Origin of the sequence: Brevundimonas sp. R86498, assembly GCF_044598075.1 — a bacterium.
Classification (GTDB): Bacteria; Pseudomonadota; Alphaproteobacteria; order Caulobacterales; family Caulobacteraceae; genus Brevundimonas.
On the sequence record NZ_CP139004.1, the window covers coordinates 2,308,395 to 2,330,045 of the forward strand.

Annotated in this window: 25 protein-coding genes; 16 read left to right on the plus strand and 9 right to left on the minus strand. The window is 67.7% G+C overall.

The features are described from left to right. Nucleotides 1-20 precede the first annotated feature (20 nt). From SJY26_RS11275 to tyrS, 5 genes are all read right to left on the minus strand, one after another. Nucleotides 21-593 (minus strand): polymer-forming cytoskeletal protein, encoded by a 573-nt coding sequence (locus SJY26_RS11275; protein WP_396593128.1) that lies wholly within the window; start codon nucleotides 591-593, stop codon nucleotides 21-23. After that, nucleotides 583-1,251: a M23 family metallopeptidase gene (locus SJY26_RS11280; protein WP_396595751.1), complete on the minus strand. Its 669-nt coding sequence runs from the start codon at nucleotides 1,249-1,251 to the stop codon at nucleotides 583-585. The genes SJY26_RS11275 and SJY26_RS11280 overlap by 11 nt, the downstream gene beginning before the upstream one ends. Further along, complete coding sequence (locus SJY26_RS11285; RefSeq protein WP_396593129.1) at nucleotides 1,233-1,694, minus strand: DUF5930 domain-containing protein; 462 nt, start codon at nucleotides 1,692-1,694, stop codon at nucleotides 1,233-1,235. Before SJY26_RS11285 ends, SJY26_RS11280 begins: the two co-directional genes overlap by 19 nt. Nucleotides 1,695-1,924: 230 nt before the next feature. Next, complete coding sequence (locus SJY26_RS11290) at nucleotides 1,925-2,380, minus strand: peroxiredoxin (RefSeq protein ID WP_396593130.1); 456 nt, start codon at nucleotides 2,378-2,380, stop codon at nucleotides 1,925-1,927. Nucleotides 2,381-2,394: 14 nt separating this feature from the next. Next, on the minus strand, nucleotides 2,395-3,651 hold the full coding sequence (gene tyrS / locus SJY26_RS11295; RefSeq protein ID WP_396593131.1) for a tyrosine--tRNA ligase: 1,257 nt from the start codon (nucleotides 3,649-3,651) through the stop codon (nucleotides 2,395-2,397). A 192-nt stretch (nucleotides 3,652-3,843) separates the two neighbouring features. Here tyrS and SJY26_RS11300 point away from each other — a divergent pair, with 192 nt between their 5' ends. Together SJY26_RS11300 and SJY26_RS11305 are read left to right on the plus strand one after the other, a co-directional pair. Then, on the plus strand, nucleotides 3,844-4,350 hold the full coding sequence (locus SJY26_RS11300; RefSeq protein ID WP_396593132.1) for a DOMON-like domain-containing protein: 507 nt from the start codon (nucleotides 3,844-3,846) through the stop codon (nucleotides 4,348-4,350). Continuing rightward, nucleotides 4,347-5,549: an exo-beta-N-acetylmuramidase NamZ domain-containing protein gene (locus SJY26_RS11305; RefSeq protein ID WP_396593133.1), complete on the plus strand. Its 1,203-nt coding sequence runs from the start codon at nucleotides 4,347-4,349 to the stop codon at nucleotides 5,547-5,549. The genes SJY26_RS11300 and SJY26_RS11305 overlap by 4 nt, the downstream gene beginning before the upstream one ends. Nucleotides 5,550-5,803: 254 nt before the next feature. Here SJY26_RS11305 and SJY26_RS11310 read toward each other — a convergent pair whose 3' ends face one another. Together SJY26_RS11310 and SJY26_RS11315 are read right to left on the minus strand one after the other, a co-directional pair. Then, nucleotides 5,804-7,078, minus strand: coding sequence for an NAD(P)/FAD-dependent oxidoreductase (locus SJY26_RS11310; RefSeq protein ID WP_396593134.1), 1,275 nt, complete (start codon nucleotides 7,076-7,078; stop codon nucleotides 5,804-5,806). 32 nt (nucleotides 7,079-7,110) lie between these two features. After that, the gene (locus SJY26_RS11315; RefSeq protein ID WP_396593135.1) at nucleotides 7,111-7,761 is read right to left on the minus strand and encodes an alpha/beta hydrolase; all 651 of its coding nucleotides are present in this window, start codon (nucleotides 7,759-7,761) and stop codon (nucleotides 7,111-7,113) included. Between the two features lie 169 nt (nucleotides 7,762-7,930). On the opposite strand from SJY26_RS11315, the gene SJY26_RS11320 reads away from it, so the two are divergent. From SJY26_RS11320 to SJY26_RS11380, 13 genes are all read left to right on the plus strand, one after another. Further along, nucleotides 7,931-8,407, plus strand: coding sequence for an Rrf2 family transcriptional regulator (locus SJY26_RS11320; RefSeq protein ID WP_396593136.1), 477 nt, complete (start codon nucleotides 7,931-7,933; stop codon nucleotides 8,405-8,407). After that, nucleotides 8,404-9,543: a cysteine desulfurase family protein gene (locus SJY26_RS11325; protein WP_396593137.1), complete on the plus strand. Its 1,140-nt coding sequence runs from the start codon at nucleotides 8,404-8,406 to the stop codon at nucleotides 9,541-9,543. The genes SJY26_RS11320 and SJY26_RS11325 overlap by 4 nt, the downstream gene beginning before the upstream one ends. A gap of 3 nt (nucleotides 9,544-9,546) precedes the next feature. Then, nucleotides 9,547-11,013, plus strand: coding sequence for a Fe-S cluster assembly protein SufB (gene sufB / locus SJY26_RS11330; protein WP_396593138.1), 1,467 nt, complete (start codon nucleotides 9,547-9,549; stop codon nucleotides 11,011-11,013). Continuing rightward, a complete protein-coding gene (locus SJY26_RS11335; protein WP_396593139.1) occupies nucleotides 11,010-11,318 on the plus strand; it encodes a hypothetical protein in 309 nt (102 codons plus the stop codon). Before sufB ends, SJY26_RS11335 begins: the two co-directional genes overlap by 4 nt. A gap of 1 nt (nucleotide 11,319) precedes the next feature. After that, nucleotides 11,320-12,069: a Fe-S cluster assembly ATPase SufC gene (sufC, locus tag SJY26_RS11340; RefSeq protein WP_396593140.1), complete on the plus strand. Its 750-nt coding sequence runs from the start codon at nucleotides 11,320-11,322 to the stop codon at nucleotides 12,067-12,069. A 163-nt stretch (nucleotides 12,070-12,232) separates the two neighbouring features. Next, complete coding sequence (gene sufD / locus SJY26_RS11345; protein ID WP_396593141.1) at nucleotides 12,233-13,246, plus strand: Fe-S cluster assembly protein SufD; 1,014 nt, start codon at nucleotides 12,233-12,235, stop codon at nucleotides 13,244-13,246. 83 nt (nucleotides 13,247-13,329) lie between these two features. Then, a complete protein-coding gene (locus SJY26_RS11350; protein ID WP_396595752.1) occupies nucleotides 13,330-14,589 on the plus strand; it encodes an aminotransferase class V-fold PLP-dependent enzyme in 1,260 nt (419 codons plus the stop codon). Nucleotides 14,590-14,594: 5 nt separating this feature from the next. Next, nucleotides 14,595-14,981, plus strand: coding sequence for an SUF system Fe-S cluster assembly protein (locus SJY26_RS11355; protein WP_396593142.1), 387 nt, complete (start codon nucleotides 14,595-14,597; stop codon nucleotides 14,979-14,981). Next, on the plus strand, nucleotides 14,981-15,379 hold the full coding sequence (locus SJY26_RS11360) for a HesB/IscA family protein (protein ID WP_396593143.1): 399 nt from the start codon (nucleotides 14,981-14,983) through the stop codon (nucleotides 15,377-15,379). The genes SJY26_RS11355 and SJY26_RS11360 overlap by 1 nt, the downstream gene beginning before the upstream one ends. A 1-nt stretch (nucleotide 15,380) precedes the next feature. After that, nucleotides 15,381-16,376 (plus strand): methionine ABC transporter ATP-binding protein, encoded by a 996-nt coding sequence (locus tag SJY26_RS11365; RefSeq protein ID WP_396593144.1) that lies wholly within the window; start codon nucleotides 15,381-15,383, stop codon nucleotides 16,374-16,376. Then, complete coding sequence (locus SJY26_RS11370) at nucleotides 16,376-17,038, plus strand: methionine ABC transporter permease (protein WP_396593145.1); 663 nt, start codon at nucleotides 16,376-16,378, stop codon at nucleotides 17,036-17,038. Before SJY26_RS11365 ends, SJY26_RS11370 begins: the two co-directional genes overlap by 1 nt. Before the next feature lie 20 nt (nucleotides 17,039-17,058). Further along, entirely contained in the window at nucleotides 17,059-17,862 is an 804-nt protein-coding gene (locus tag SJY26_RS11375) for a MetQ/NlpA family ABC transporter substrate-binding protein (protein ID WP_396593146.1), read from the plus strand. Between the two features lie 3 nt (nucleotides 17,863-17,865). Next, entirely contained in the window at nucleotides 17,866-18,252 is a 387-nt protein-coding gene (locus SJY26_RS11380; RefSeq protein ID WP_396593147.1) for a TfoX/Sxy family protein, read from the plus strand. A gap of 13 nt (nucleotides 18,253-18,265) precedes the next feature. On the opposite strand, the gene SJY26_RS11385 is transcribed toward SJY26_RS11380, so the two are convergent. After that, nucleotides 18,266-19,321: a GGDEF domain-containing protein gene (locus SJY26_RS11385; protein WP_396593148.1), complete on the minus strand. Its 1,056-nt coding sequence runs from the start codon at nucleotides 19,319-19,321 to the stop codon at nucleotides 18,266-18,268. A 116-nt stretch (nucleotides 19,322-19,437) separates the two neighbouring features. Continuing rightward, nucleotides 19,438-21,003 carry a DEAD/DEAH box helicase gene (locus tag SJY26_RS11390; RefSeq protein WP_396593149.1) on the minus strand — a complete coding sequence of 522 codons (1,566 nt, stop codon included), beginning with the start codon at nucleotides 21,001-21,003 and terminating at the stop codon, nucleotides 19,438-19,440. 265 nt (nucleotides 21,004-21,268) lie between these two features. Between SJY26_RS11390 and SJY26_RS11395 the strand changes: the two genes are divergently transcribed. Next, entirely contained in the window at nucleotides 21,269-21,640 is a 372-nt protein-coding gene (locus SJY26_RS11395; protein WP_396593150.1) for a hypothetical protein, read from the plus strand. Nucleotides 21,641-21,651 lie beyond the last annotated feature (11 nt).

A 21,651-nucleotide genomic window follows, 5' to 3' on the forward strand; every position in this document is an offset into this window, starting at 1 on the left:
GGGGCGGGAGACCGGTCGGCCTAGACCGGTTTGAGGTCGATCACCTGGGGTTTGTCTTCCACCGGTGCCACGTGCGCCGGCGCAGCCTCGACCTCGGCCATCGCCTGGGCCTGCCGTGGCGCGGGGGCAATCGGTGCCGGGGCCTCGCGGCGGCTTTGCAGGACGCGGCCCTGGAAATAGGCCCCGATGTCGATCGACAGCTGCTCCGCCGTGATGTCGCCGTCCACATAGGCGGTGGAGATGAGCTTGACCTGCTTGCCCGAGACGCTGCCGACGATCCGGCCGCGCACCTCGAGATAGTCCGCCGTGACATTGCCCTCGACTGCACCGGTCTCGCCGACGATCAGCCGGCCAACGCGCACGTCACCCTTGATCGCACCGTCAATCTGGAGATCGCCGGCACCCGAGACGTTGCCCTCGAACTGAAGATCGGACGAAAGGGTCGACAGGCCACGCGAGGAGGCGATCGGGGAGGGGGCCGGAGCCGGGGCGGGGGCGCGGTTCTGGCCGGGTGAAGGCAGATCCGGCAAGGGCGGGATCGGCAGGGCGGTCGACGGCCGCTCGGGGGCGGGGGATTTCGGCTTATTGAACAATTTGTTCTCCTGCGCGGATGAAGCGGGCGGGGTTCTGCGGGCGGCCGTCCATCCACACTTCGTAGTGCAGATGAACGCCGGTGGAGCGTCCGGTCGTTCCCATGCCGCCGATGCGCTGGCCGAGCGCGATGCGCTGGCCCGGCTGGACGGCCATGGTGTTCAGATGGGCGAAGCGGGTCTTGAAACCGCGGCCATGATCTATCTCAACGGTGTTGCCATACCCTGAACGCACACCGGCAAACGACACGATCCCGGGCGCGGTCGCGTGGATCGGCGCGTTCAGCGGCGCGGCGAAATCCTGGCCCTGATGCACGGCGGGGCGTCCGTTGAAAGGATCGAACCGAACCCCGAATCCGGAGGTTGTCCGCGCCTGTGTCGGGCGGTGGAAGGGCAGGCCTTCGGCGGCGTCGGCCAGACCGCGCATTTCCGACAGGTTGTTGGCGGCGTGGTGAATGCGGACAGCAAAGGGTTCGTCGACATCCAGGATGGTGGCCAGGGCCTTGGGATCGCGAGCCTCGACCAGCGGACCACCGAGCGCGGTTCCCTTGGCTCCGTAGGCGGCGGGATTGAGACCGGCGAGGCGGAAGGCGAGCCGCAGCCGTTCGGCCCGCGTCTGGGCGAAATCACCGGCGCGTTCGATCAGCCGCTCCTGGTCCATGCGCACAGCGACGATGCGCTGGACCGGACCGGCCTGGGTGGCGGACAGGGGAGACCGGGCGCCAGGACGGCCTCGGCCCCGTCCACGCCACGGAACATGGTCATGACTCCGGTCAGGGCGGCGTGCCGGCGTTCGACCATGGAGGCCATTTCGTCGAGCCCGCCGGTGGTGGCCGACATGCGCACGACGGCGGTTTCCAGCCGGGCCTGCAGGTCGGCGTTCAGGCGTTCGGAGGCGGCGCGGGCGCGAACGATCTCTTCGTCGGCGCGGCTTCGGGCGGCGAGGTCGAAGATGAAGCTGCCCGACGCCACCAGCGTCCATGCGGCGACGGCGATGCCGGCCCCCGCCATCATCATCTGCCGGCCACTGGTGAGGACATGGCCCTTGATCTCGCCATTTGTCCGTAGAAAGACGTGTCGTTCCGGAAACCAGCGCTCGATCAAAGAGCGTCTGACCGGCTCCTGTTCTTCCCGCATATGAACACGCCCCCATGTACCGGGGCTTTATCCGTGAAGCGTTGCCGAACGGCAATACCGTTCACGTAATCTTAACCACGTTGCCCGGTCTGGTGGCCGCAACGAATCTATATGTAGGGCTGTTTCGCCCCGGAGGGGTATTCGAGACGTCTGATCAGTCGCCTTTCAAGACTTCCCTTTGGAGCTCCGGGCCCGGATCAAAGCTCTTTCGCGGCTGCGAGAACGGCCTCGGCATGGCCCTTGACCGACACCTTGCGCCAGACGCGGCGGACGACGCCCGCGCCGTCGATCAGGAAGGTCGCCCGCTCGATCCCCATATAGGTCCGGCCATACATGCTCTTCTCGACCCAGACGCCGAACGCCTCGGTGACGCCGGTCTCCTCGTCCGAGGCCAGGGTGACCCTGAGGTCGTATTTGGCCTTGAACTTCTCCAGCTTCTTCACCGGGTCCTTGGACACGCCGATGACCGTGACCCCCGCAGCGGCGAAGGCCTCGGCGTGGTCGGTGAAGTCCTTCGCCTCATTGGTGCAGCCGGGCGTATCGGCCTTGGGATAGAAATACAGGACCGTCGGCCCGGACAGGGTGGCCCGGCCGCCGCCGTCGGCGGGCATGTCGAATGCGGGGGCTTTTGCGCCTTCCACGATCTCGGTCATTTCACTCTCTCCGGTCAGACAGGGCGGACGAGCAGGATCTTCTTCTTGCCCGCCGCCAGTTTCACAACACCATCGGCATTGACGTCGGTTGTTTCGATAAGCCGGCCGCCGTCGGCGATCGCCTCGTCATTCAGTCGCAGGCCGCCGCCCTGGGCGAGGCGCCGGGCCTCACCGTTGGAGGCCGTAAGGCCGGCGCGGGTGGCGACGGCCGCCAGCATGGCACCGATCACCTCGGCCGCCGGCAGTTCGACGGTCGGCAGGTCAGCCGACAGGGTGCCCTGTTCGAACGCGCCCTCGGCGGCGGCGCGGGCGGCGGCGGCGGCTTCGGCCCCGTGCAGCATCGTCGTCGCCGCGTCGGCCAGCGCCTTCTTGGCTTCATTGATCTCGGCCCCCTGCAGGGCCTCGTAGGCGGCAATCCGGTCCAGCGGCAGGTCGGTGAACAGCTTCATGAACTTGCCGACGTCGGCGTCCTCGGCATTGCGCCAGAACTGCCAGTAGTCATAGGGGCTCAGCTGTTCGGCGTTCAGCCAGACAGCCCCCTGCGCGGTCTTGCCCATCTTCCCGCCCGAGGCCGTGGTCAACAGGGGTGTGGTCAGGCCGAAGGCGGCCTTCTGGTCCACCCGGCGCACCAGATCGACGCCCGAGACGATGTTGCCCCACTGGTCCGACCCGCCCATCTGCAGGGTCACATTGTGGCGGCGGTTCAGCTCGAGGAAGTCCACCGACTGCATCAGCATGTAGTTGAACTCGAGGAAGGTCATCGGCTGTTCGCGTTCCAGCCGCAGCTTGACCGAGTCGAAGGCCAGCATCCGGTTGACGGTGAAATGGGTGCCGTAGTCGCGCAGGAACTGGATGTAGCCGTACTGCGACAGCCAGTCGTCGTTGTTGATCAGGATGGCGTCGGTCGGGCCGTCGCCGAAGGTCAGGAACACCTCGAACACCGACTTGATCGAGGCGATGTTGGCGGCGATGTCGGCGTCGGTCAGATGGGGGCGCGAGGTGTCGCGGCCTGTCGGGTCGCCGACCTTGGTCGTGCCGCCGCCGATGATGACCACGGGCTTGCCGCCCGCCTGCTGCAGCCGCCGCAGCATCATGACCGAGATCAGATTGCCGACGTGCAGGCTTTTGGCCGTGGCGTCGAAGCCGACATAGCCGACCACGATCCCTGCCTTCGCCGCCGCGTCCAGCTCGGCCGGATGGGTGACCTGATGGATATAGCCGCGCGCCTGCAGGGTCTTCAGGAAGTCGGACTGGAAAGGTGTGTCGCTCATGGTCGGCTCCGTTAGCAGGGAGGCCGGCGCTCTGTCTCGGGTGTCGCGCCGGCAAAATGCGGCGCAGGGGTTCGCGGCCGCTCGATCAGATCGAGGGGCGGTAATACAGGCCGGGCAGGGCGCGGGTCGCGAACATGAGGTTGTCCTAGCGCCGGGCGTTGACCGGCGTCAACCAGCCGCTATCGGTTCGGGATGCGCGCCACGCTGATACCCCATGCCCCCAATACGCACGTCTATCCCGAGGCGATCTCGGTCGAGTTCGCGCGGGAGGGTGGCCTGCTGTGGCTGAGGTTCATCATCAACGACAATCCGGATTTCATCGCCTGGCCGGGCGATGCCCCTGTCGGGCGGGCGGATAACCTTTGGCAGCACACCTGTTTCGAGGCGTTTGTGACGACAGACGACGGCTACCGCGAGTTCAACCTGTCGCCATCGGGCCAGTGGGCCAGCTACCGGTTCGACGGGTATCGCGAGGGCATGCGGCCGGCCGATGAGGTCTGCGTGGTCGAGGGGCTGGACGGCGGCCGCGACTACGTCGCCCTCGAAGGCCGCATCGAACTGCCTGTCGATGCCCGGCGTCTGGGGCTATCCGCCGTCATCGAGACCGTCGACGGCGCGAGGACCTATTGGGCCCTGGCCCATCCGTCCGATAAGCCTGACTTCCACCATCCCAATTCCTTCGTTCTGGACCTGCCATGATCTTCGGCATCGACCGCCTCCTGTCCGACCCGGAGCTTCTGGCGCAGTTGAAGGGCCGGCGTGTCGCCCTGGTGGCCCATCCGGCCTCGGTGACGGCCGACCTGACCCATTCGATCGACGCCCTGATCGCGGCGGGGGTGAACATCAGCGCCGCCTTCGGGCCCCAGCACGGGATGAAGGGGGATCTGCAGGACAATATGATGGAGAGCCCGGACGAGACTGATCCGGTCCACGGCTTTCCGGTCTTCAGCCTGTACGGCGAGGTGCGGCGGCCGACCGGCCAGATGATGAGCACCTTCGACGTGGTGCTGATCGACATGCAGGACCTTGGTTGCCGGATCTACACCTTCATCACCACCCTGCTCTATGTGCTGGAGGCGGCGGCCGAGCACGGGAAGGAGGTCTGGGTGCTGGACCGACCCAACCCCGCCGGGCGACCGGTCGAGGGCACGACCCTGCGGCCGGGCTGGGAGAGCTTCGTCGGGGCCGGGCCGATGCCGATGCGTCACGGCATGACCCTGGGCGAGCTGGGCCACTGGTTCATCGACCACTTCAAACTGGATGTGGCCTACCGCGTCATCGAGATGCAGGGCTATCACCCCGACGCGGGCCCCGGCTTCGGCTGGCCGCTGGGGGAGCGGGCCTGGATCAACCCCAGCCCCAATGCCCCGAACCTGTCGATGGCGCGGGCCTATCCGGGCACGGTGATGGTCGAGGGGGCCACCCTGTCCGAGGGACGGGGCACGACCCGGCCGCTGGAGCTGTTCGGGGCCCCCGACATCGACGCGCGGGCGGTCATTGCCGAGATGAAGGCTTTCGCGCCGGAGTGGGTCGGAGGCTGCGTCCTGCGCGACATGTGGTTCGAGCCAACCTTCCACAAACACGTCGGCCAGCTGTGCTCGGGCGTCCAGATCCACGTCGAGGGTCCGCACTATGACCACGCCGCCTTCCGGCCGTGGCGGGTCCAGGCGCTGGGCTTCAAGGCGATCCGGCGGCTGTATCCCGACTACGACCTGTGGCGCGACTTCCCGTATGAATACGCCTTCGGCAAGCTGCCGATCGATGTCATCAACGGCGGGCCGGGCCTGCGGGAATGGGTCGACGCCGCCGGGGCGACCGCGGACGATCTGGATGCGATCACCGTGCCGGACGAGCGGGCCTGGATCGAGGCGCGTGAGCCGTTCCTGATCTACCGCTGACCCGGCGGACCGATCGGGACGAAAAAAACAGGGTCCACTGAGTCCACGGAGTCCCGATGATCGGTGACGTGGACGAAAAACAGAAGTCCGTTGAGTCCGTTGAGTCCGCATCGTCCTGCTACGACGGAGGATGCGGGATTCGACTGTCAAAGACCTGCGCCAGACAGTGTCGCAGGTCGATACGTCAGAATCGGTCGTGGGCGATCGCCGTGAGGGCGAAAAGGTGTGCCCGATGTGACCGCGCCACCTCCCGGTCAGTGCAGCTTCAGCCGGCCCGAGACACGGCGGTGGAGCAGGCGGGACAGGGCCAACAGGGCGGTACGGCGCACCCCCAGGATGGCCCTGTGGTGATCCAGGTGCAGGGCCATATAGGCCCATTTGGCCACCAGACCCTCGATCAGGAAGTTCGGACCGCCCAGATTGCCCATCAGTGAGCCGACGCCCTTGTTGTCGCCCAGGGACACCAGCGAGCCCTTGTCACGATAGACATACGGGCCGGGGTCGCGCTCCGGGTTCGACAGGGCTCGGGCGAGGTAGGCGGCCTGCTGGGCGGCCGCCTGGGCGCGGGCGGGCACGGGGCGGTCCCCCGGGCCGGGGGCCTCGGCGCAGTCCCCCATGGCACAGATGCCGGGGACCGAGGTGCGGAGGTGGTCATCGACCACGAACTGGTTGATGCGGCCGGTCGCAAGGCCGAGATCGCGGTTCGACTCCGCCGCCTTCACCCCGGCGGCCCAGACGATCAGATCCGCCGGGACCGGGCCTTTGGAGGTATCCAGCCGGTCGGCGTGAACGGCCTCGACCTTCGCGTCCGTCAGCAGACGCACCCCTTTGGCTTCCAGCGCCTGGGCGGCCTTGGCTGAGACCCGGTCCGGCAGGCCGCCGAGGATGCGGGGGGCGGCCTCCACGATCGTGACCTTGAGGTCGAATCTCTGGTCCGGGGCCAGTCCGGCCGACAGCTCGTCGTGGCCCTCGATCAGCTCCGTGGACAGTTCGACCCCGGTCGCGCCCGCCCCGACGATGGCGATGTTCAGCGTCCGGTCGTCCGAATAGGCCGTGGCGAGGAAGGCGGCGGTCAGGCGCTTGTTGAAGGCCTCGGCATCGGCGACGTCCTCGAGCAGATGGGCGTGTTCGGCGGCGCCCGGCGTGTTGAACAGGTTCGATCCGCTGCCGATCGCCAGAACGAGGGTGGTAAACGACAGGGTCCGGGGCTGGACCAGAACCACCCCGTCCTGATCCCGGATCTCGCCAAGGGTCAGGGTCTTGCTGGCCGGATCGAGGCCGGTCAGGTCGCCGAAGGCGAAGCTGAAATGATTGCGTCGCGCCAGCACAGGATAGGACAGGCCCTCCTGGTGGCTGTCCAGCGACCCCGCCGCCACCTCGTGCAGGCTGGGCTTCCACAGATGGAAGATCGAGCGGTCGATCAGGAGGACGCGCCGGCGGCCCTCGCGCGGGCCAAACCGACGGCCCAGGCGGGCGGCGAGCTCAAGGCCACCCGCTCCGCCGCCGATGATGACGATGTCGTGCTGCATCCGGGTCTCCAACGCGCGACCCGGGAATACGATCAGGCCGGCTTTTCTTCCAGCCGCTTGTCCAGATACAGGCCCACGCGGCGGTCGACGGCGTCGATATGGTCCTGCCAGAAGTGGCTGGCGCCCTCTTCCAGCTCATAGTCGATGACGATGCCCTTCTGGGTCCGCAGCTTGTTGACCACGCGCTCGACCTCGACCGGCGGCACCACGGTATCGGCCGTGCCGTGCAGGAACAGGCCTGAGGCGGGGCAGGGGGCGAGGAAGCTGAAATCGTACATGTTGGACGGCGGCGAGATCGAGATGAAGCCGTCCGTCTCGGGCCGGCGCATCAGCAGCTGCATGCCGATATAGGCCCCGAACTGGTAGCCCCCGACCCAGGTCTGGGTGGCGGCCGGGTTGTTGGACTGCAGCCAGTCCAGCGCCGTGGCGGCATCGGCCAGCTCGCCGATGCCCGAGTCGAACTCGCCCTGCGACTTGCCGACGCCGCGCGAATTGTAGCGCAGGGTGGCAAAACCACGCTGCTGGAACAGCTGGTGCAGGGTCACCGCGACCGGATTGTTCATATGCCCGCCCGCCTTGGGGTGGGGGTGCAGGATCAGGGCGATCGGGGCATTGGCCCGCTTGCCGGGGGAGTAGCGGCCCTCGATGCGGCCGGAGGCGCCGGGCAGGATGACTTCAGGCATGGGGCTCTGGAATCCATTCAACTGTCGTTTCGGGCTCGCCGAATACTTGACCATGGGGGTAGGACTTTCTAAGTCCATCCTGCGTGGTTCAAGACGACCGGGACGCCTCGCGAAGCGGCGGGTCATAGCACAACCGCCTGCGAAAGCGCGCGATTTTTGAAGGTGGACGATGCGACTGTCGACCAAGGGACGATATGCCGTGATGGCGATGGCCGATCTGGCCCGGCACGGCCGGGGCGAGGGCGCGGACGGCCGGGCGGTTTCCCTGGCCGAGATCGCCGCGCGGCAAGAGATTTCATTGAGTTACCTCGAGCAGCTGTTCGCCCGTCTGCGCAAGGGCGGGCTGGTGCGCAGCGTGCGTGGGCCCGGCGGCGGCTACCGGCTGGCCAAGCCGGCGGACGAGACCGTGGTGTCCGAGATCGTTCTGGCGGTCGATGAGCCGATCCGGGCGACCCGCTGTTCGGCCCATGGCACCGCGCGCGGCTGCATGATGGCCGGCGAGAAATGCATCACCCACGATCTGTGGGAGGACCTCGGCGACGAGATCCACCGCTATCTGGCCAGTGTGTCGCTGGAGGATGTGATCCTGAAGCGGACCGGCCGCCGGCGCATGGATGCGTCCGCCGATGTCGGGGTGGCGGCATGAGCGGGGTCTATCTGGACTATAACGCCTCGGCCCTCGTGCGGCCCGAGGTTCAGGCGGCCATGGCCGAGGCCCTGGCCGACAACGGAAATCCGTCGGCGGTGCATGCCGCTGGTCGACGCGCCCGGGCGCGGGTCGAGACCGCGCGAGCGAAGGTCGCCGCCCTCGTCGGGGCCAACTCTGCGTCGGTTGTGTTCTCGTCGGGCGGGACGGAGTCCAATGCCCAGGCGCTGGCCAGTGCGCTGGCCGCCGGGTTCGAGCGGCTGATCGTCTGCGCCACCGAACACCCCTGTGTGGCCGAGGCTGCCATCGCCTCGGGCAAGCCGGTCAAGGTGCTGCCGGTCGATGCGCGGGGCGTCATCGACCTCGGCAAGCTGTCCGAACTGCTGCGCCTGCCCGGTAAGGCCGTGGTCGCCATCCACCATGCCAACAACGAGAGCGGCGTGATCCAGCCGATCCGCGAGGCCGCGACCCTGGTGCGCGCGGCCGGCGGCTGGCTGCACGTCGACGCCATCCAGTCGGCGGGCAAGATCCCGGTCTCCATGGCCGGGCTGAAGGCCGACAGCCTGACCCTGTCGGCGCACAAGCTTGGCGGGCCGCAGGGCGTGGGTGCCCTGGTGCTGGGCGAAGGCCGTTCGGCGGTGCAGATCATTCGCGGGGCCGGTCAGGAGCGCGGCATGCGGGCCGGGACCGAGAATGTGCCGGGCATCCATGGCTTCGGCGTCGCCGCCGACTGCGCCGCCCGCGACCTGCCCATGGCGGCCACACACCAGCCGTGGCGCGACGCGGCCGAGGCGGTGATCGCTGCGGCCGGCGGGATCGTCATCGGCCAGGGGGCCGAGCGCCTGCCCAACACCGCGTTCGTCGGGGTGGCCGGCTGGGACAGCCCGACCCAGCTGATCACGCTTGATCTGGCCGGGATCATGGTCTCGGGCGGCTCGGCCTGCAGCTCGGGCAAGACCAAGCCGTCGCGGGCCATCCTCGCCACCGGGCGGATGGATCTGGCCACCGGAGGCCTGCGCGCCTCGGGCGGCTGGGGGACGGTGGAAGACGATTGGTCGCGCTTCGCCGCGGCCTGGGTGCGCTCATATGAGCAACATCGGGCGCGCCAGTCCGCGCGCATGAAGGAAACCGCCTAAGCCATGGCCGCCGTTCAGGAAACCATCGACGTCGTCGCCGCCCTGGAGAAGTACGAGCACGGCTTCACCTCGGACATCGAGACCGAATACGCGCCGCGCGGGCTGAGCGCCGACATCGTCCGCTTCATCTCCGAGAAGAAGGGCGAGCCGGAATGGATGCTGGAGTGGCGCCTGGCCGCCTATGAGCGCTGGCTGGCGATGGAGGAGCCGACCTGGGCCTCGGTGAAATATGAGCCGGTCGATTACCAGTCGCTGTTCTACTATGCGGCCCCGAAGAAGAAGGACGGGCCGAAGTCGCTGGACGAGGTCGATCCGGAGATCCTCGCCATCTACGCCAAGCTGGGCATCCCGCTGGGCGAACAGGCGGTTCTGGCCGGTGTCGAGGGCGCGCCGCGGTATGCCGTGGACGCGGTGTTCGACAGCGTCAGCGTGGTCACCACCTTCAAGGCCGAGCTGGCCAAGGTCGGGGTGATTTTCATGCCGATTTCCGAGGCCTTGCGGGAATATCCGGATCTGGTGCGGCAATATCTCGGATCGGTGGTGCCGGTCTCGGACAACTATTTCGCGGCGCTGAACAGCGCGGTGTTTTCGGATGGATCCTTCGTCTACATCCCGCCGGGCGTGCGCTGCCCGATGGAGCTGTCGACCTATTTCCGCATCAATGCGAGCCAGACGGGCCAGTTCGAGCGCACCCTGATCATCGCCGACAAGGGCTCCTACGTCAGCTACCTCGAGGGCTGCACCGCTCCTATGCGCGACGAGAACCAGCTGCATGCGGCGGTCGTCGAGCTGGTGGCGCTGGACGACGCCGAGATCAAATATTCGACGGTCCAGAACTGGTACCCCGGCGACGCCGAGGGCAAGGGCGGCATCTACAACTTCGTCACCAAGCGGGCCGACTGCAGGGGCGACCGGTCGAAGGTGTCATGGACCCAGGTCGAGACTGGCTCGGCCGTGACGTGGAAATACCCGTCCTGCGTCCTGCGCGGCGAGGAGAGCTCGGGCGAGTTCTATTCGATCGCCATCACCAACGGACATCAGCAGGCCGACACCGGCACCAAGATGATCCACCTGGGCAAGAACTCGAAGAGCCGGATCATCGCCAAGGCGGTCTCGGCCGGAAAGTCGGACTCGACCTATCGCGGCCTCGTTTCGGTGCACCCCAAGGCGACGGGGGTGCGCAACTTCACCCAGTGCGATTCCTTGCTGATCGGCGGCGACTGCGGCTCCCACACCGTGCCCTATATCGAGGCCCGCAACGGCTCGGCCCAGCTGGAGCACGAGGCGACGACCACCCGCCTGTCCGACGACCAGCTGTTCTACGCCCAGCAGCGCGGCCTGTCGCAGGAGGAGGCGGTGGCCCTTCTGGTCAACGGCTTCGTCCGCGACGTGATGCAGAAACTGCCGATGGAGTTCGCCGTCGAGGCCCAGAAGCTGGTGGCGATCTCGCTGGAAGGGAGCGTGGGGTGAGCGGTCCGCATCCTTGGTGGGGAACGCTGCATCTGCGGCCTGCTTCAGGTGCAAGCGACGCGTTTGACGGTGCCGTCGGTGCCTATGCGAACGTCGTCGCGCTGGCGACCGATCAGGCAGGCTATCGCGCTGCAGTGGAACGCGAGATGGCCGTCCTCGGACTGGTCGTTGTCGAGGTGGAGAAGTCTGAGCCGTTGTCCGCCGATGAATCCGACAGCGAACTCGCGGACCTCCGCGATGAACTGACAGCCGCGACCCCGGTTCGCTACCAGACCTTTGACACCTACAAATTTGATGACGCCTGACATGCTCTCCATCTCCAACCTCCACGTCTCCGTCGGCGACAAGCCGATCCTCAAGGGGCTGACGCTCGATGTTCCGGCGGGCGAGGTGCACGCCATCATGGGGCCGAACGGGGCCGGCAAGTCGACGCTCGGCTACGCCCTGTCGGGACGGCCCGGCTATGAAGCGACTGAAGGGGCTGTGTCGTGGAAGGGCGACGACCTGCTCGAACTCGACCCGGCGGCGCGGGCGGCGAAGGGCGTGTTCCTGTCGTTCCAGTATCCGATCGAGATCCCCGGCGTGCCGGCGCTAACGTTCGTGCGCACGGCGCTGAACGCGCAGAAGCGGGCGCGCGGCGAGGAGGAGGTCTCGGCGCCCGCCTTCCTGAAGCTGGTGCGGGCGGCGTCGGCGGCGCTGAAAATGGATTTCGACATGCTGAAGCGGCCGCTCAATGTCGGCTTTTCCGGCGGCGAGAAGAAGCGGATGGAGATCCTGCAGATGGCCCTGCTGGAGCCGTCGCTGCTGATCCTCGACGAGACCGATTCCGGCCTCGACATCGACGCCCTGCGGATCGTGTCGGAGGGGGTCAATGCGCTCCGCCGTCCCGATCGGGCGATGCTGGTCATCACCCACTATCAGCGCCTGCTGGACTATATCAAACCGGACCGGGTGCATGTGCTGGCCGCGGGCCGGATCGTGGCCTCGGGCGGGCCGGAGCTGGCGCACCAGCTGGAGGCGGAAGGGTATGACAAGTATCTGCCGGTGGCGGCGTGATCATCCTTCTCTCCTTGCGGGAGAAGGTGGCCCGCGCAGCGGGTCGGATGAGGGGTCACACCGGCGTCGCCTGTGAAGGGCCTGTAAGCCAATCGGAGGGGTCCGTGCGACCCCTCATCCGTCAGCCTTCGGCTGCCACCTTCTCCCGCAAGGGGAGAAGGGTATGACGATGTTGGACCTTCGCGATCCCTCGACCTTCCCGTCGCGGCGGGTCGAGGCGTGGAAATACACGGATCTGGCCCGCGTCCTGCGCGACACGCCGGCACCATCGCCAACGACGGCCATCGGGCCACCCGGACCCTTCCATGCCCTGGGCGGTGAGGCGATCGTGTTTGCCAACGGGCGGGCGGTCGGAGTCACTGATTTCATCGCCTCCGGCGATCAGACGCTGCGTCTGCGGTTCATCTCCCACGCCACCGGGACCGGCCACGCCGCCTCGGCCCGGATCGTGGCCCGGCCGGGAGCCCGGCTGCTGCTGCTGGAGACACACGAGGGCGCGGGTTCGGCCTATGTCGCCCACAACCGGATCGATATCGACGTCGCGGGCGGAGCCGAGGTCACGCGTGTCGTCCTGATCGATGAACCCGCCGACGCGATTTCCGTGACGGAGATCGACGTGCGCGTCGCACCGGGTGGCATCTATCGCCAGACAACGATCACCACCGGCGCGCGGCTGCAGCGGCAGGAGACCCATCTGGCCCATGGCGGGGAGGGGACGGAGATCACGCTTGACGGCCTCTATGCCCTGTCCGGCGAGCGCCATGCCGACCTGACCAGCGTCGTGCGTCACGGCGGGCTGAACGGCGTGACCTCCCAACTGACCAAGGGCGTGGTGCGCGACACCGCGCGCGGCGTGTTCCAGGGCAAGATCGTGGTCGAGCGCGGGGCTGACGGCACCGACGCGCGGATGGGCCACCATGCCCTGATCCTGGGCGAACGGGCCGAGGTGGACGCCAAGCCGGAGCTGGAAATCTATGCCGACGACGTGCAGTGCGCCCACGGCAACACCGTCGGCAATCTGGACGAGGACGCCCTGTTTTACATGGAGCAGCGCGGCCTTCCGGCCGACGAGGCGCGGGCGCTCCTGACCCAGGCCTTCCTGTTCGAGGTCGTCGACCGCATCGCCCATGAGGGCGCGCGAGAGGAGGTCCGGTCATGGCTGACGGCCAGGCTCTGACCAATCCTCCCCCGTCGGGGGAGGTGGCTCCGAAGCGCAGCGGAGGAGACGGAGGGGGCTTGCCCCGGACACCGTCCCCGCGGCTGGCCCCCTCCACCGCTCCGCGGTCCCCCTCCCCCGATGGGGGAGGATTTGATCCCTACGCGGCCCGGGCCCAGTTCCCGATCCTGTCGCGGACGGTGAACGGCAAGCCGCTGGTCTATCTGGACTCGGCCGCCTCGGCGCAGAAGCCGGGGGCGGTCATCGAGGCCCTGACGGCGGCGATGGAGGGCTCCTACGCCAACGTCCATCGCGGCCTGCACACGCTCGCGAACGAGACGACGGACGCCTTCGAGACCGCGCGCGAGACGGTCGCCCGCTTCCTGAACGCCGAGACGCCCGACCAGATCGTCTGGACCAAGGGCGGGACCGAGGCCTTCAATCTGGTGGCCGCCGGGCTGGCCCGGAGCCTGAAACCCGGCGACGAGATCGTCACGACCCAGATGGAGCACCACGCCAACATCGTGCCCTGGGCCATGCTGCGGGACCGGCTGGGCATCGTGCTGAGATGGGCCCCGGTGCTGGACGACGGGTCGCTGGACATGGCGGGTCTGGCGGCGCTGATCGGCCCCCGGACCCGGCTGGTGGCCGTGACCCATATGTCCAATGTGCTGGGCACGGTGAACGATGTCCGTGCCGTCGCCGATCTGGCTCATGCGGCCGGGGCGCTGGTACTGGTCGACGGCTGTCAGGGGGCGGTGCACTGCAGCCCGGACGTCCAGGCGCTGGACTGCGACTTCTACGTCTTCACCGGCCACAAGCTGTACGGCCCGACCGGCATCGGCGGGATGTATGGCAAGCGCGCCGCGCTGGAGGCCCTGCCGCCGTATCAGGGCGGGGGCGAGATGATCGCCACCGTCACCGAGGACAGCGTCACCTATGCCGGCATCCCGCACCGGTTCGAGGCGGGCACGCCGCCCATTCTCGAGGTCATCGGTCTGGGCGCTGCGCTGGAGTGGTTCATGGCCTTCGATCGTGAGGCCGTCGCGGCGCACGAACGGTCCCTGTACGACCACGTGACGGGACGTCTGGCGGGGCACGACTGGCTCCGGATCATCGGCGAGGCTCCGGGCAAGGGGGCCATCCTGACCTTCACGGTCGAGGGGGCCCATGCCCACGACGTGGCCCAGATTCTGGACCGGTACGGGGTCGCCCTGCGCGCGGGCCTGCACTGCGCCGAGCCCCTGTCGCGCCGCTTCGGCATCAGTTCGAGCGCGCGGGCCTCATTCGCCCTATATAATACCGTAGAGGATGCGGATGCCTTTGTGGACGCGCTGATCAAGGCGCGGGAGTTCTTTCAGTGAGTGAGATGGACGGTCAAATCAGCACCAGCGAAACCTTCGCCGAAACCTGGGCGGAGCCGCAGACGGCCGCCCTGCCGCAGGCGGAGCTGGACCGGCTGACCGAGGAACTCATCGCCGCGCTGAAGACGGTGTTCGATCCGGAGATCCCGGTCGACGTCTATGAGCTTGGCCTGATCTACAAGGTCGATCTCTCGGACGACAAGGATGTGCTCATCGACATGACCCTGACGGCTCCCGGCTGTCCGGTGGCCGGCGAGATGCCCGGCTGGATCGAGGACGCCGTGATGAAGGTCGAGGGCATCAAGTCCGCCCGCGCCAATCTGGTGTTCGAGCCGCCGTGGGATCCCTCCAAGATGAGCGATGAGGCCAAGCTGGCCCTGAACATGTTCTGATGACCGACCTCCAGACCACACCGCGCGTCCGTCGCCCTCGCCCCAAGGCCGTCACCCTCACGGATGCCGCCGCCGCGCGGGTGCGCGAGATCATGGCCAATGCCGAGAAGGCCTATGTCGCCCTGCGCGTCGGGGTGAAGAACGGCGGCTGTGCGGGTCAGGAATACACCTTCGCCTATGCCGAGGAGATCGGCGCGATGGACGAGGTGGTCGAGGACAAGGGGGTCACCATCCTGATCGACCCCAAGGCGATCCTGTTCCTGATCGGCTCCGAAATCGATTACGAGACCACGAAACTCGCCTCGAAGTTTGTGTTCCGCAATCCGAACCAGACCGACGCCTGCGGCTGTGGCGAGAGCGTCACCATCATCCCGGCGAAAGCGCTCGAGGCCGACTGACATGATCCGGCTGGAAGGGGTCACCAAGCGCTATCGCAGCGCCGCGGGCGAGCGCGTGGCGCTGGACGCCGTCGACCTGAGCGTCGCGCGCGGCCAGGTGTTCGGCGTGGTCGGCCGCTCGGGCGCGGGCAAGTCCACCCTGATCCGCACCATCAACCGGCTGGAGACACCGGACGCCGGCAAGGTGTTCGTCGGGGATCAGGAGATCACGGCCCTGAAGCCCGCCGCCCTGCGCGCCGCCCGCCGGCGGATCGGTATGATCTTCCAGCATTTCAACCTGCTGAACGCCAAAACCATCGCCCAGAACGTGGCCTTTCCCCTGAAGCTGGAGGGCCGGCCGGAGCCCGAGATTGCGCGGCGCACGGCCGAACTGCTGGACCAGCTGGGTTTGTCCGAGCACGCCAACAAGTTTCCCGCCCAGCTGTCGGGGGGCCAGAAGCAGCGGGTCGGTATCGCCCGGGCCCTGGCCTGTGGCCCCGAGGTCCTGCTGTGCGACGAGGCCACCAGCGCCCTCGACCCGGAGACGACGGACGAAATCCTGAGCCTGCTGGACGGGCTGAACCGGGATCTGGGCCTGACCATCGTGCTGATCACCCACCAGATGGAGGTGGTGCGCCGGGTCTGTGACCGCGTCGCCGTTCTGAAGGATGGTCGGGTGGTTGAGGAGGGGGCCACGGCCGACGTCTTCCTGCACCCGAAATCGCCGGTCACCCGCGCCATGCTGGCCGAGGGCGAGGGGGGCGAGACCCACGACGCCTCGGTGGTTCCGGCGGGCGGGCGTCTGGCGAAACTGACCTTCCGCGGGGCCGCGACCTATGAGCCCGAGCTGAGCCGCGTCGCCCGCGCGACCGGCGTGGACTATTCGATCCTGTCCGGCCGCATCAGCCGCATCCGGGGCGAGCCCTATGGCCAGATGGTGGTGGCCTTTACCGGCGGCGACGCGGATGCCGCAGTGGCCCAGCTGACGGCGCGCGGCGTCGTGGTGGAGGCCGTCTGATGGAGTTCTTCGCCAATATCGACTGGCCCGAGATCCTGCGGGCCTCGCGCGACACCCTGCTGATGCTGTTCGGGGCCTTGGCCCTGACGGTTGTGTTCGGCATCCCGCTGGGGGTGCTGCTGTACCTGTCGGGGAAGGGGCGGCTGGCCGCCAATCCGGTGCTGAACGGCCTGCTGTCGCTGGTCGTCAACATCCTGCGCTCTGTGCCCTTCATCATCCTGCTGATCGTCATGCTGCCGGTGACGGTGCTGCTGGTCGGGACCTCGCTGGGCGTGGCCGGGGCGATTCCCCCGCTGGTCGTCGGCGCGGCCCCCTTCTATGCGCGACTGGTCGAGACGGCCCTGCGCGAGGTCGACAAGGGGGTGGTCGAGGCGACCCAGGCCATGGGCGGCTCGACCTTCCAGATCGTCACCCGGGCCCTGTTGCCCGAAGCCATGCCGGGCATCATCGCCGGAGCCACGGTCACCGCCATCGCCCTCGTCAGCTACACCGCCATGGCGGGTGTCGTCGGGGCCGGTGGGCTGGGCGACCTCGCCATCCGTTTCGGCTATCAGCGGTTCCAGACCGATGTCATGGTCGTGACCGTCGTTCTGCTGCTTCTTCTGGTTCAAATTCTGCAGATGATTGGCGACCGTCTGGTCGCCAGGGTCTCGCACCGCTGATCCCCCTTTCGAGAGTTCCCATGCTGAGACGCACCCTGATCCTGGCCGCCGCGGCCCTCGCCCTGACCGCCTGCGGGCAGGGGGCGGAGAAGGCGGTCGACGGCTCGGCCCCCCTGATCGTCGGGGCGACGGCCGTGCCGCACGCCGAGATTCTGGAGTTCCTCAAGCCCACCCTCGCGGCCCAGGGCTTTCCGATCGAGATCAAGGTCTTCAACGACTACGTCCAGCCCAACACCCAGCTGGCCGAGAAGCGGATCGACGCCAACTATTTCCAGACCAAACCCTATCTGGACGAGTTCAATGCCGCCCGGGGCGCGGACCTGATCACCATCGCCGGGGTCCATGTGGAGCCGCTGGGGGCCTATTCGCGCCGTCACGCCTCGCTGGCGGCCCTCCCGGACGGGGCGGATGTGGCCGTGCCCAATGATGCGTCGTCAATCGGACGTTCGCTGATCCTGCTGCAGACCGCCGGACTGATCCGCCTGAAGGACCCGGTCAATCCGCTGCAGAGCCTGCGCGACATCGCCGAGAATCCGAAGAATCTGCGCTTCCGCGAGCTGGAGTCGGCGACCCTGCCGCGCGTGCTGGACCAGGTCGATATGGCGGTGATCAACACCAACTATGCGCTGGACGCCGGGCTGAAGCCGCGGACAGACGCCCTGACGCTTGAGGGGGGCGACAGCCCCTATGTCAACTATCTGGTGGCCCGGCCGGACAACCAGTCCGATCCCCGGCTCCAGGCGCTGGCGACAGCCCTGCGCAGCCAGGCGGTCAGGGACTTCATTGCGTCGAAGTACGATGGCGCTGTCGTTCCGGCGGCCTGACCCGTGGCCTATGACCCGGAGTTCGGCGCGTGGGTGCGCGAGCATTTCGCCGGACTGGGTCCGATCGAGATCAAGCGGATGTTCGGCGGCGCAGGCGTCTATGCTGACGGCCGGATCTTCGCCCTGCTGGATGATGGTGTGGTCTGGCTGAAGGCTGACGACGTCCATTCGGAACGGCTGGTCGCGGCCGGGGCCCGTCAATTCTCTTTCCCGACGAAGACCGGGGAAACGATGGCGATGGCCTACTGGTCCATGCCGGAAGCCGTGATGGACGATCCGGACGAGGCCGTGGCGTGGGCGCGGCAGTCGGTCGAGGTTGCGGCGCGCAAGGCACCCGCCAAACCGCGGCGGAAAACCGGTCTCAAGGGTCCGAGCCGCGCGGGCGGGTAGGCCCCTCGTCGGATCAGGCGGCGTTTTCGAGCCGCTCGCCGTTGGTGACCTTGTTCCGGCCGGTGCGCTTGGAGGCATAGAGGGCCTCGTCGGCGCGATCGAGCAGCGAAGAGCCCGTCTCGCCCGGCCGCCGCTGGGCCAGGCCGGCCGAGATGGTGACCGCGCCCAGTTCATCGTTGGTGGATCGACGGCGCAGGGCGCGGGTGCCGACTTCCTCGCGGATGCTGTTCAGCGCCGCCTCGACGATCGGTGCCGGTTCGCCCGGGAAGATGATGGCGAACTCCTCGCCGCCGTAGCGTGCGGCGACGCGGGGGTTTTTCGACACCCTCCCGATGACGCTGGCGACATAGCGCAGCACCTGATCGCCGGTCTGATGGCCCCAGGTGTCGTTGAAGCGCTTGAAATGATCGATGTCGAGGACGGCCAGGGTCATCGGCTGGCGTTTCCGGTCCGCCTCATCACAGGCGCGGAGCAGTTCCTCGTCGAAGGCCTTGCGGTTGGCCAGATTGGTCAGGGCATCGGTCATCGCATCGCGACGAACCTGCTCCAGATGCTCGCGGAGCCGGGCGACTTCCTTGGTGGAGGTCTTCAGCCGCTTCTCGAGGGTGGCGTTTTCCTTCTGCACGAAGGTAGTGGCCTGGGTCAGTTCGGCCACGACCCCGATCAGGGCGGAGGGTGCGCTGTCCCCCTCAAGATGGGCCGAGGCCCCCGCCAGCGTCTGGCCATAGGCGGCCTGGGATTTCTGGGCCTTGGCGATGGCTTCCGATACGGTCGACAGTTCGCGGTCCAGAACAGCCCCGGCATCGCGGATCTCCTCGGACAGGCGACCGCGCGGCAGGTACTCGGCGGCGAGCATCTCCGAAGTGCCTTCGGTGAAGACGTCGCCGGCCCCGAGAAGGCGCACCATTTCGCGGCCCAAGGCGCTTTCGGGATCGCCCAGATAGTGCACCCACAGTTCGAAATTCAGGGGTGTGGGCCACACGCCGGCCCGCTCCATCTCCTCGACCGCACGACGCGCCAGGCTGAAGGCCTCCGGGCTGCGAAGCGTGGTCTGGACCTGAGTGGACATTCTGGATTCCCGCCGGGCAATTCTTGCGAAGACGCGTTGTTGCGCAAGACCCTAGACCACGATCCGTAACGGCGGGTTAAGCGGGGCCACAGTCAGGCGTTGGAATGTCGTCGATTTCAACCCTTGAGGGTGACGGCGCGACGCAGGAAGGCCGGGACGTCACCGCCGAAGCCGGCACCTTCCCGGGCCGGGGCATCGTCCCGGTCCGTACGGCCCCCGGGGCGACGGTCGGCCTGACGCAGGCGGGGCTCACCGGTGCGCGGGACCGGGGCGGAGACGGGCTCGGGCGCGGCGATCGGCGCGGAGGCCTCGACCACGGCCTGGACCGGAGCGGCCTCCGACCGTGTGCTGCGGCGGCTCCTGGTGCGGCGCGCAGGAGCGGCGTCGTCTGATGCGGCCGCAGGCTCGGCCTTCGGTTGGGCGGGCGCGGCCGGGGCCTCGGTGTCAACGGCGGGTGCCGTCGGCTTTTCGGCGCGAGCGCGACCACGGGCGGGGCGGGGCTCCGCACGGGTCTCGCCGCGGCGGGGGGCGCTGCCGCCCAGGTTCGACCAGTCGATGTCCAGCACCAGTTCTTCCGGTGCCATCTTGATCAGCTTGAGGACCTTATCCAGCGACTTGTCGTCGCCCGGGGTCACGATCATGAAGGTCTGGCCCAGCTTGCCGGCGCGACCGGTGCGGCCGATGCGGTGCACATAGTCGTCGGCATGGTGCGAGACGTCGTAGTTGAACACATGGCTGACGTCGGGGATGTCGAGGCCCCGGGCGGCGACATCGGACGCCACCAGAAGTTTCAGCTCGCCGGAGCGAAACGCCGCCAGGGTCCTGGTCCGCAGGGACTGGTCGAGGTCGCCGTGGATCGGCGCGGCGTCGAAGCCGTGCTGCTTCAGCGATTTGGCCACCACGTCGACTTCGGACTTGCGGTTGCAGAAGACGATGCCGTTCCTCACATCGGCCCGGCCGATCAGCTCACGCAGGGCGGCGCGCTTGGCCTTGGGATCCGTCGTCGGAATCCGCACCAGATACTGGGTGATGGTCTCGGCCGTCATGGCCGGGCGCGAGGCCTCGATCCGGGTCGGATCCTTGAGGAACTGGGTCGTCAGACGGGTGATCTCCGGCGGCATGGTGGCCGAGAAGAACAGGGTCTGGCGTCTGGGCGGGGTCAGTTTGAAGATGCGCTCGATGTCGGGGATGAAGCCCATGTCCAGCATGCGGTCGGCCTCGTCGACGACCATCAGCTCGACGCCGTTCAGCATCATCTTGCCGCGCTCGAACAGGTCCAGCAGACGGCCGGGCGTGGCGATCAGGACGTCGACGCCCTTGTTCAGGGCCGCGACCTGTTCGCCCATCGAGACGCCGCCGATCAGCAGCACCCAGCTGAGCTTGGTGCCCTTGGCGTATTTCTCGAAACTCATGGCCACCTGGTCGGCCAGCTCGCGGGTGGGGGCGAGGACGAGGGCGCGCGGCATGCGGGCGCGGGCGCGGCCCTTGGACAGCAGTTCAACGAGGGGCAGGGTGAAGGCGGCGGTCTTGCCGGTGCCGGTCTGGGCGATGCCGAGGACATCGCGTCCGGCGAGCGCCACGGGAATGGCCTGGGCCTGGATCGGAGTGGCGGTCGTATAGCCGGTGTCGGCGACCGCCTGAAGGGTCGTGGGCGAGAGGCCCAGCTTGGAGAATTCGGTCATGCGTCCTTTGGGACAGTGGTCGGAACGACAGCGCTCCGACGGGGGACTGGGGTCGAACCGATGGCCGGTGCGACGGGGAAAGTGCGGAACCGCCCTGTCTCTGGGCGAGTGGGCGGCGCGATTCGCCAGTCCTGTTCCGAACCCGCCCTCACTACAGAAGTCCACACGCCAAAGTCAAGTATTCCCTCGAACGCGGATCGCTTGGCAATTCGTGAACGAACGTTAATAGTGTTGTCGGGGAAGAGACGCTGGCAGGGGTCCGGGAATGAAACAGGCCAACGGTGCGTTGATCGGCGTTGTCGCTGCGGCGGCGCTTGCGGGACTTGGCACGGCGGCCTCTGCCCAGACGGCCGATGTGTTCGAGAACACCGTGGTGTCGCGCTACCCGGACGGCGGCTGGGTCAAACACTGGTTCAATCGCGACGGCTCCTATGCCGCCGAGTTCTCTGACGGGCGCCGGCTTGCGGCGCGCTGGCGGGTCGAGGGCGAGCGGGTCTGCCTGAATGGCATCCGGCCGTCGGTGATGATGATCTCGCGCTTCTGCTCGCCCCTGATCCAGGCCAGCCTCGGCGAAAGCTGGACCTCCCGCGATCCGCTGGGGCGCCGGGTCCAGAACGAACTGCGTCCAGGCCGCTAGGCCGCCACAGG

Bases quoted from the DNA above. Each gene is read 5' to 3' on its own strand.
- SJY26_RS11280 (WP_396595751.1), bottom strand. From the start codon at position 1,251: ATGGACCAGGAGCGGCTGATCGAACGCGCCGGTGATTTCGCCCAGACG.
- SJY26_RS11290 (WP_396593130.1), bottom strand. From the start codon at position 2,380: ATGACCGAGATCGTGGAAGGCGCAAAAGCCCCCGCATTCGACATGCCC.
- tyrS (WP_396593131.1), bottom strand. From the start codon at position 3,651: ATGAGCGACACACCTTTCCAGTCCGACTTCCTGAAGACCCTGCAGGCG.
- SJY26_RS11300 (WP_396593132.1), top strand. From the start codon at position 3,844: ATGCGCGCCACGCTGATACCCCATGCCCCCAATACGCACGTCTATCCC.
- SJY26_RS11305 (WP_396593133.1), top strand. From the start codon at position 4,347: ATGATCTTCGGCATCGACCGCCTCCTGTCCGACCCGGAGCTTCTGGCG.
- SJY26_RS11310 (WP_396593134.1), bottom strand. From the start codon at position 7,078: ATGCAGCACGACATCGTCATCATCGGCGGCGGAGCGGGTGGCCTTGAG.
- SJY26_RS11315 (WP_396593135.1), bottom strand. From the start codon at position 7,761: ATGCCTGAAGTCATCCTGCCCGGCGCCTCCGGCCGCATCGAGGGCCGC.
- SJY26_RS11320 (WP_396593136.1), top strand. From the start codon at position 7,931: ATGCGACTGTCGACCAAGGGACGATATGCCGTGATGGCGATGGCCGAT.
- SJY26_RS11325 (WP_396593137.1), top strand. From the start codon at position 8,404: ATGAGCGGGGTCTATCTGGACTATAACGCCTCGGCCCTCGTGCGGCCC.
- sufB (WP_396593138.1), top strand. From the start codon at position 9,547: ATGGCCGCCGTTCAGGAAACCATCGACGTCGTCGCCGCCCTGGAGAAG.
- sufC (WP_396593140.1), top strand. From the start codon at position 11,320: ATGCTCTCCATCTCCAACCTCCACGTCTCCGTCGGCGACAAGCCGATC.
- sufD (WP_396593141.1), top strand. From the start codon at position 12,233: ATGACGATGTTGGACCTTCGCGATCCCTCGACCTTCCCGTCGCGGCGG.
- SJY26_RS11355 (WP_396593142.1), top strand. From the start codon at position 14,595: ATGGACGGTCAAATCAGCACCAGCGAAACCTTCGCCGAAACCTGGGCG.
- SJY26_RS11360 (WP_396593143.1), top strand. From the start codon at position 14,981: ATGACCGACCTCCAGACCACACCGCGCGTCCGTCGCCCTCGCCCCAAG.
- SJY26_RS11365 (WP_396593144.1), top strand. From the start codon at position 15,381: ATGATCCGGCTGGAAGGGGTCACCAAGCGCTATCGCAGCGCCGCGGGC.
- SJY26_RS11370 (WP_396593145.1), top strand. From the start codon at position 16,376: ATGGAGTTCTTCGCCAATATCGACTGGCCCGAGATCCTGCGGGCCTCG.
- SJY26_RS11375 (WP_396593146.1), top strand. From the start codon at position 17,059: ATGCTGAGACGCACCCTGATCCTGGCCGCCGCGGCCCTCGCCCTGACC.
- SJY26_RS11385 (WP_396593148.1), bottom strand. From the start codon at position 19,321: ATGTCCACTCAGGTCCAGACCACGCTTCGCAGCCCGGAGGCCTTCAGC.
- SJY26_RS11390 (WP_396593149.1), bottom strand. From the start codon at position 21,003: ATGACCGAATTCTCCAAGCTGGGCCTCTCGCCCACGACCCTTCAGGCG.
- SJY26_RS11395 (WP_396593150.1), top strand. From the start codon at position 21,269: ATGAAACAGGCCAACGGTGCGTTGATCGGCGTTGTCGCTGCGGCGGCG.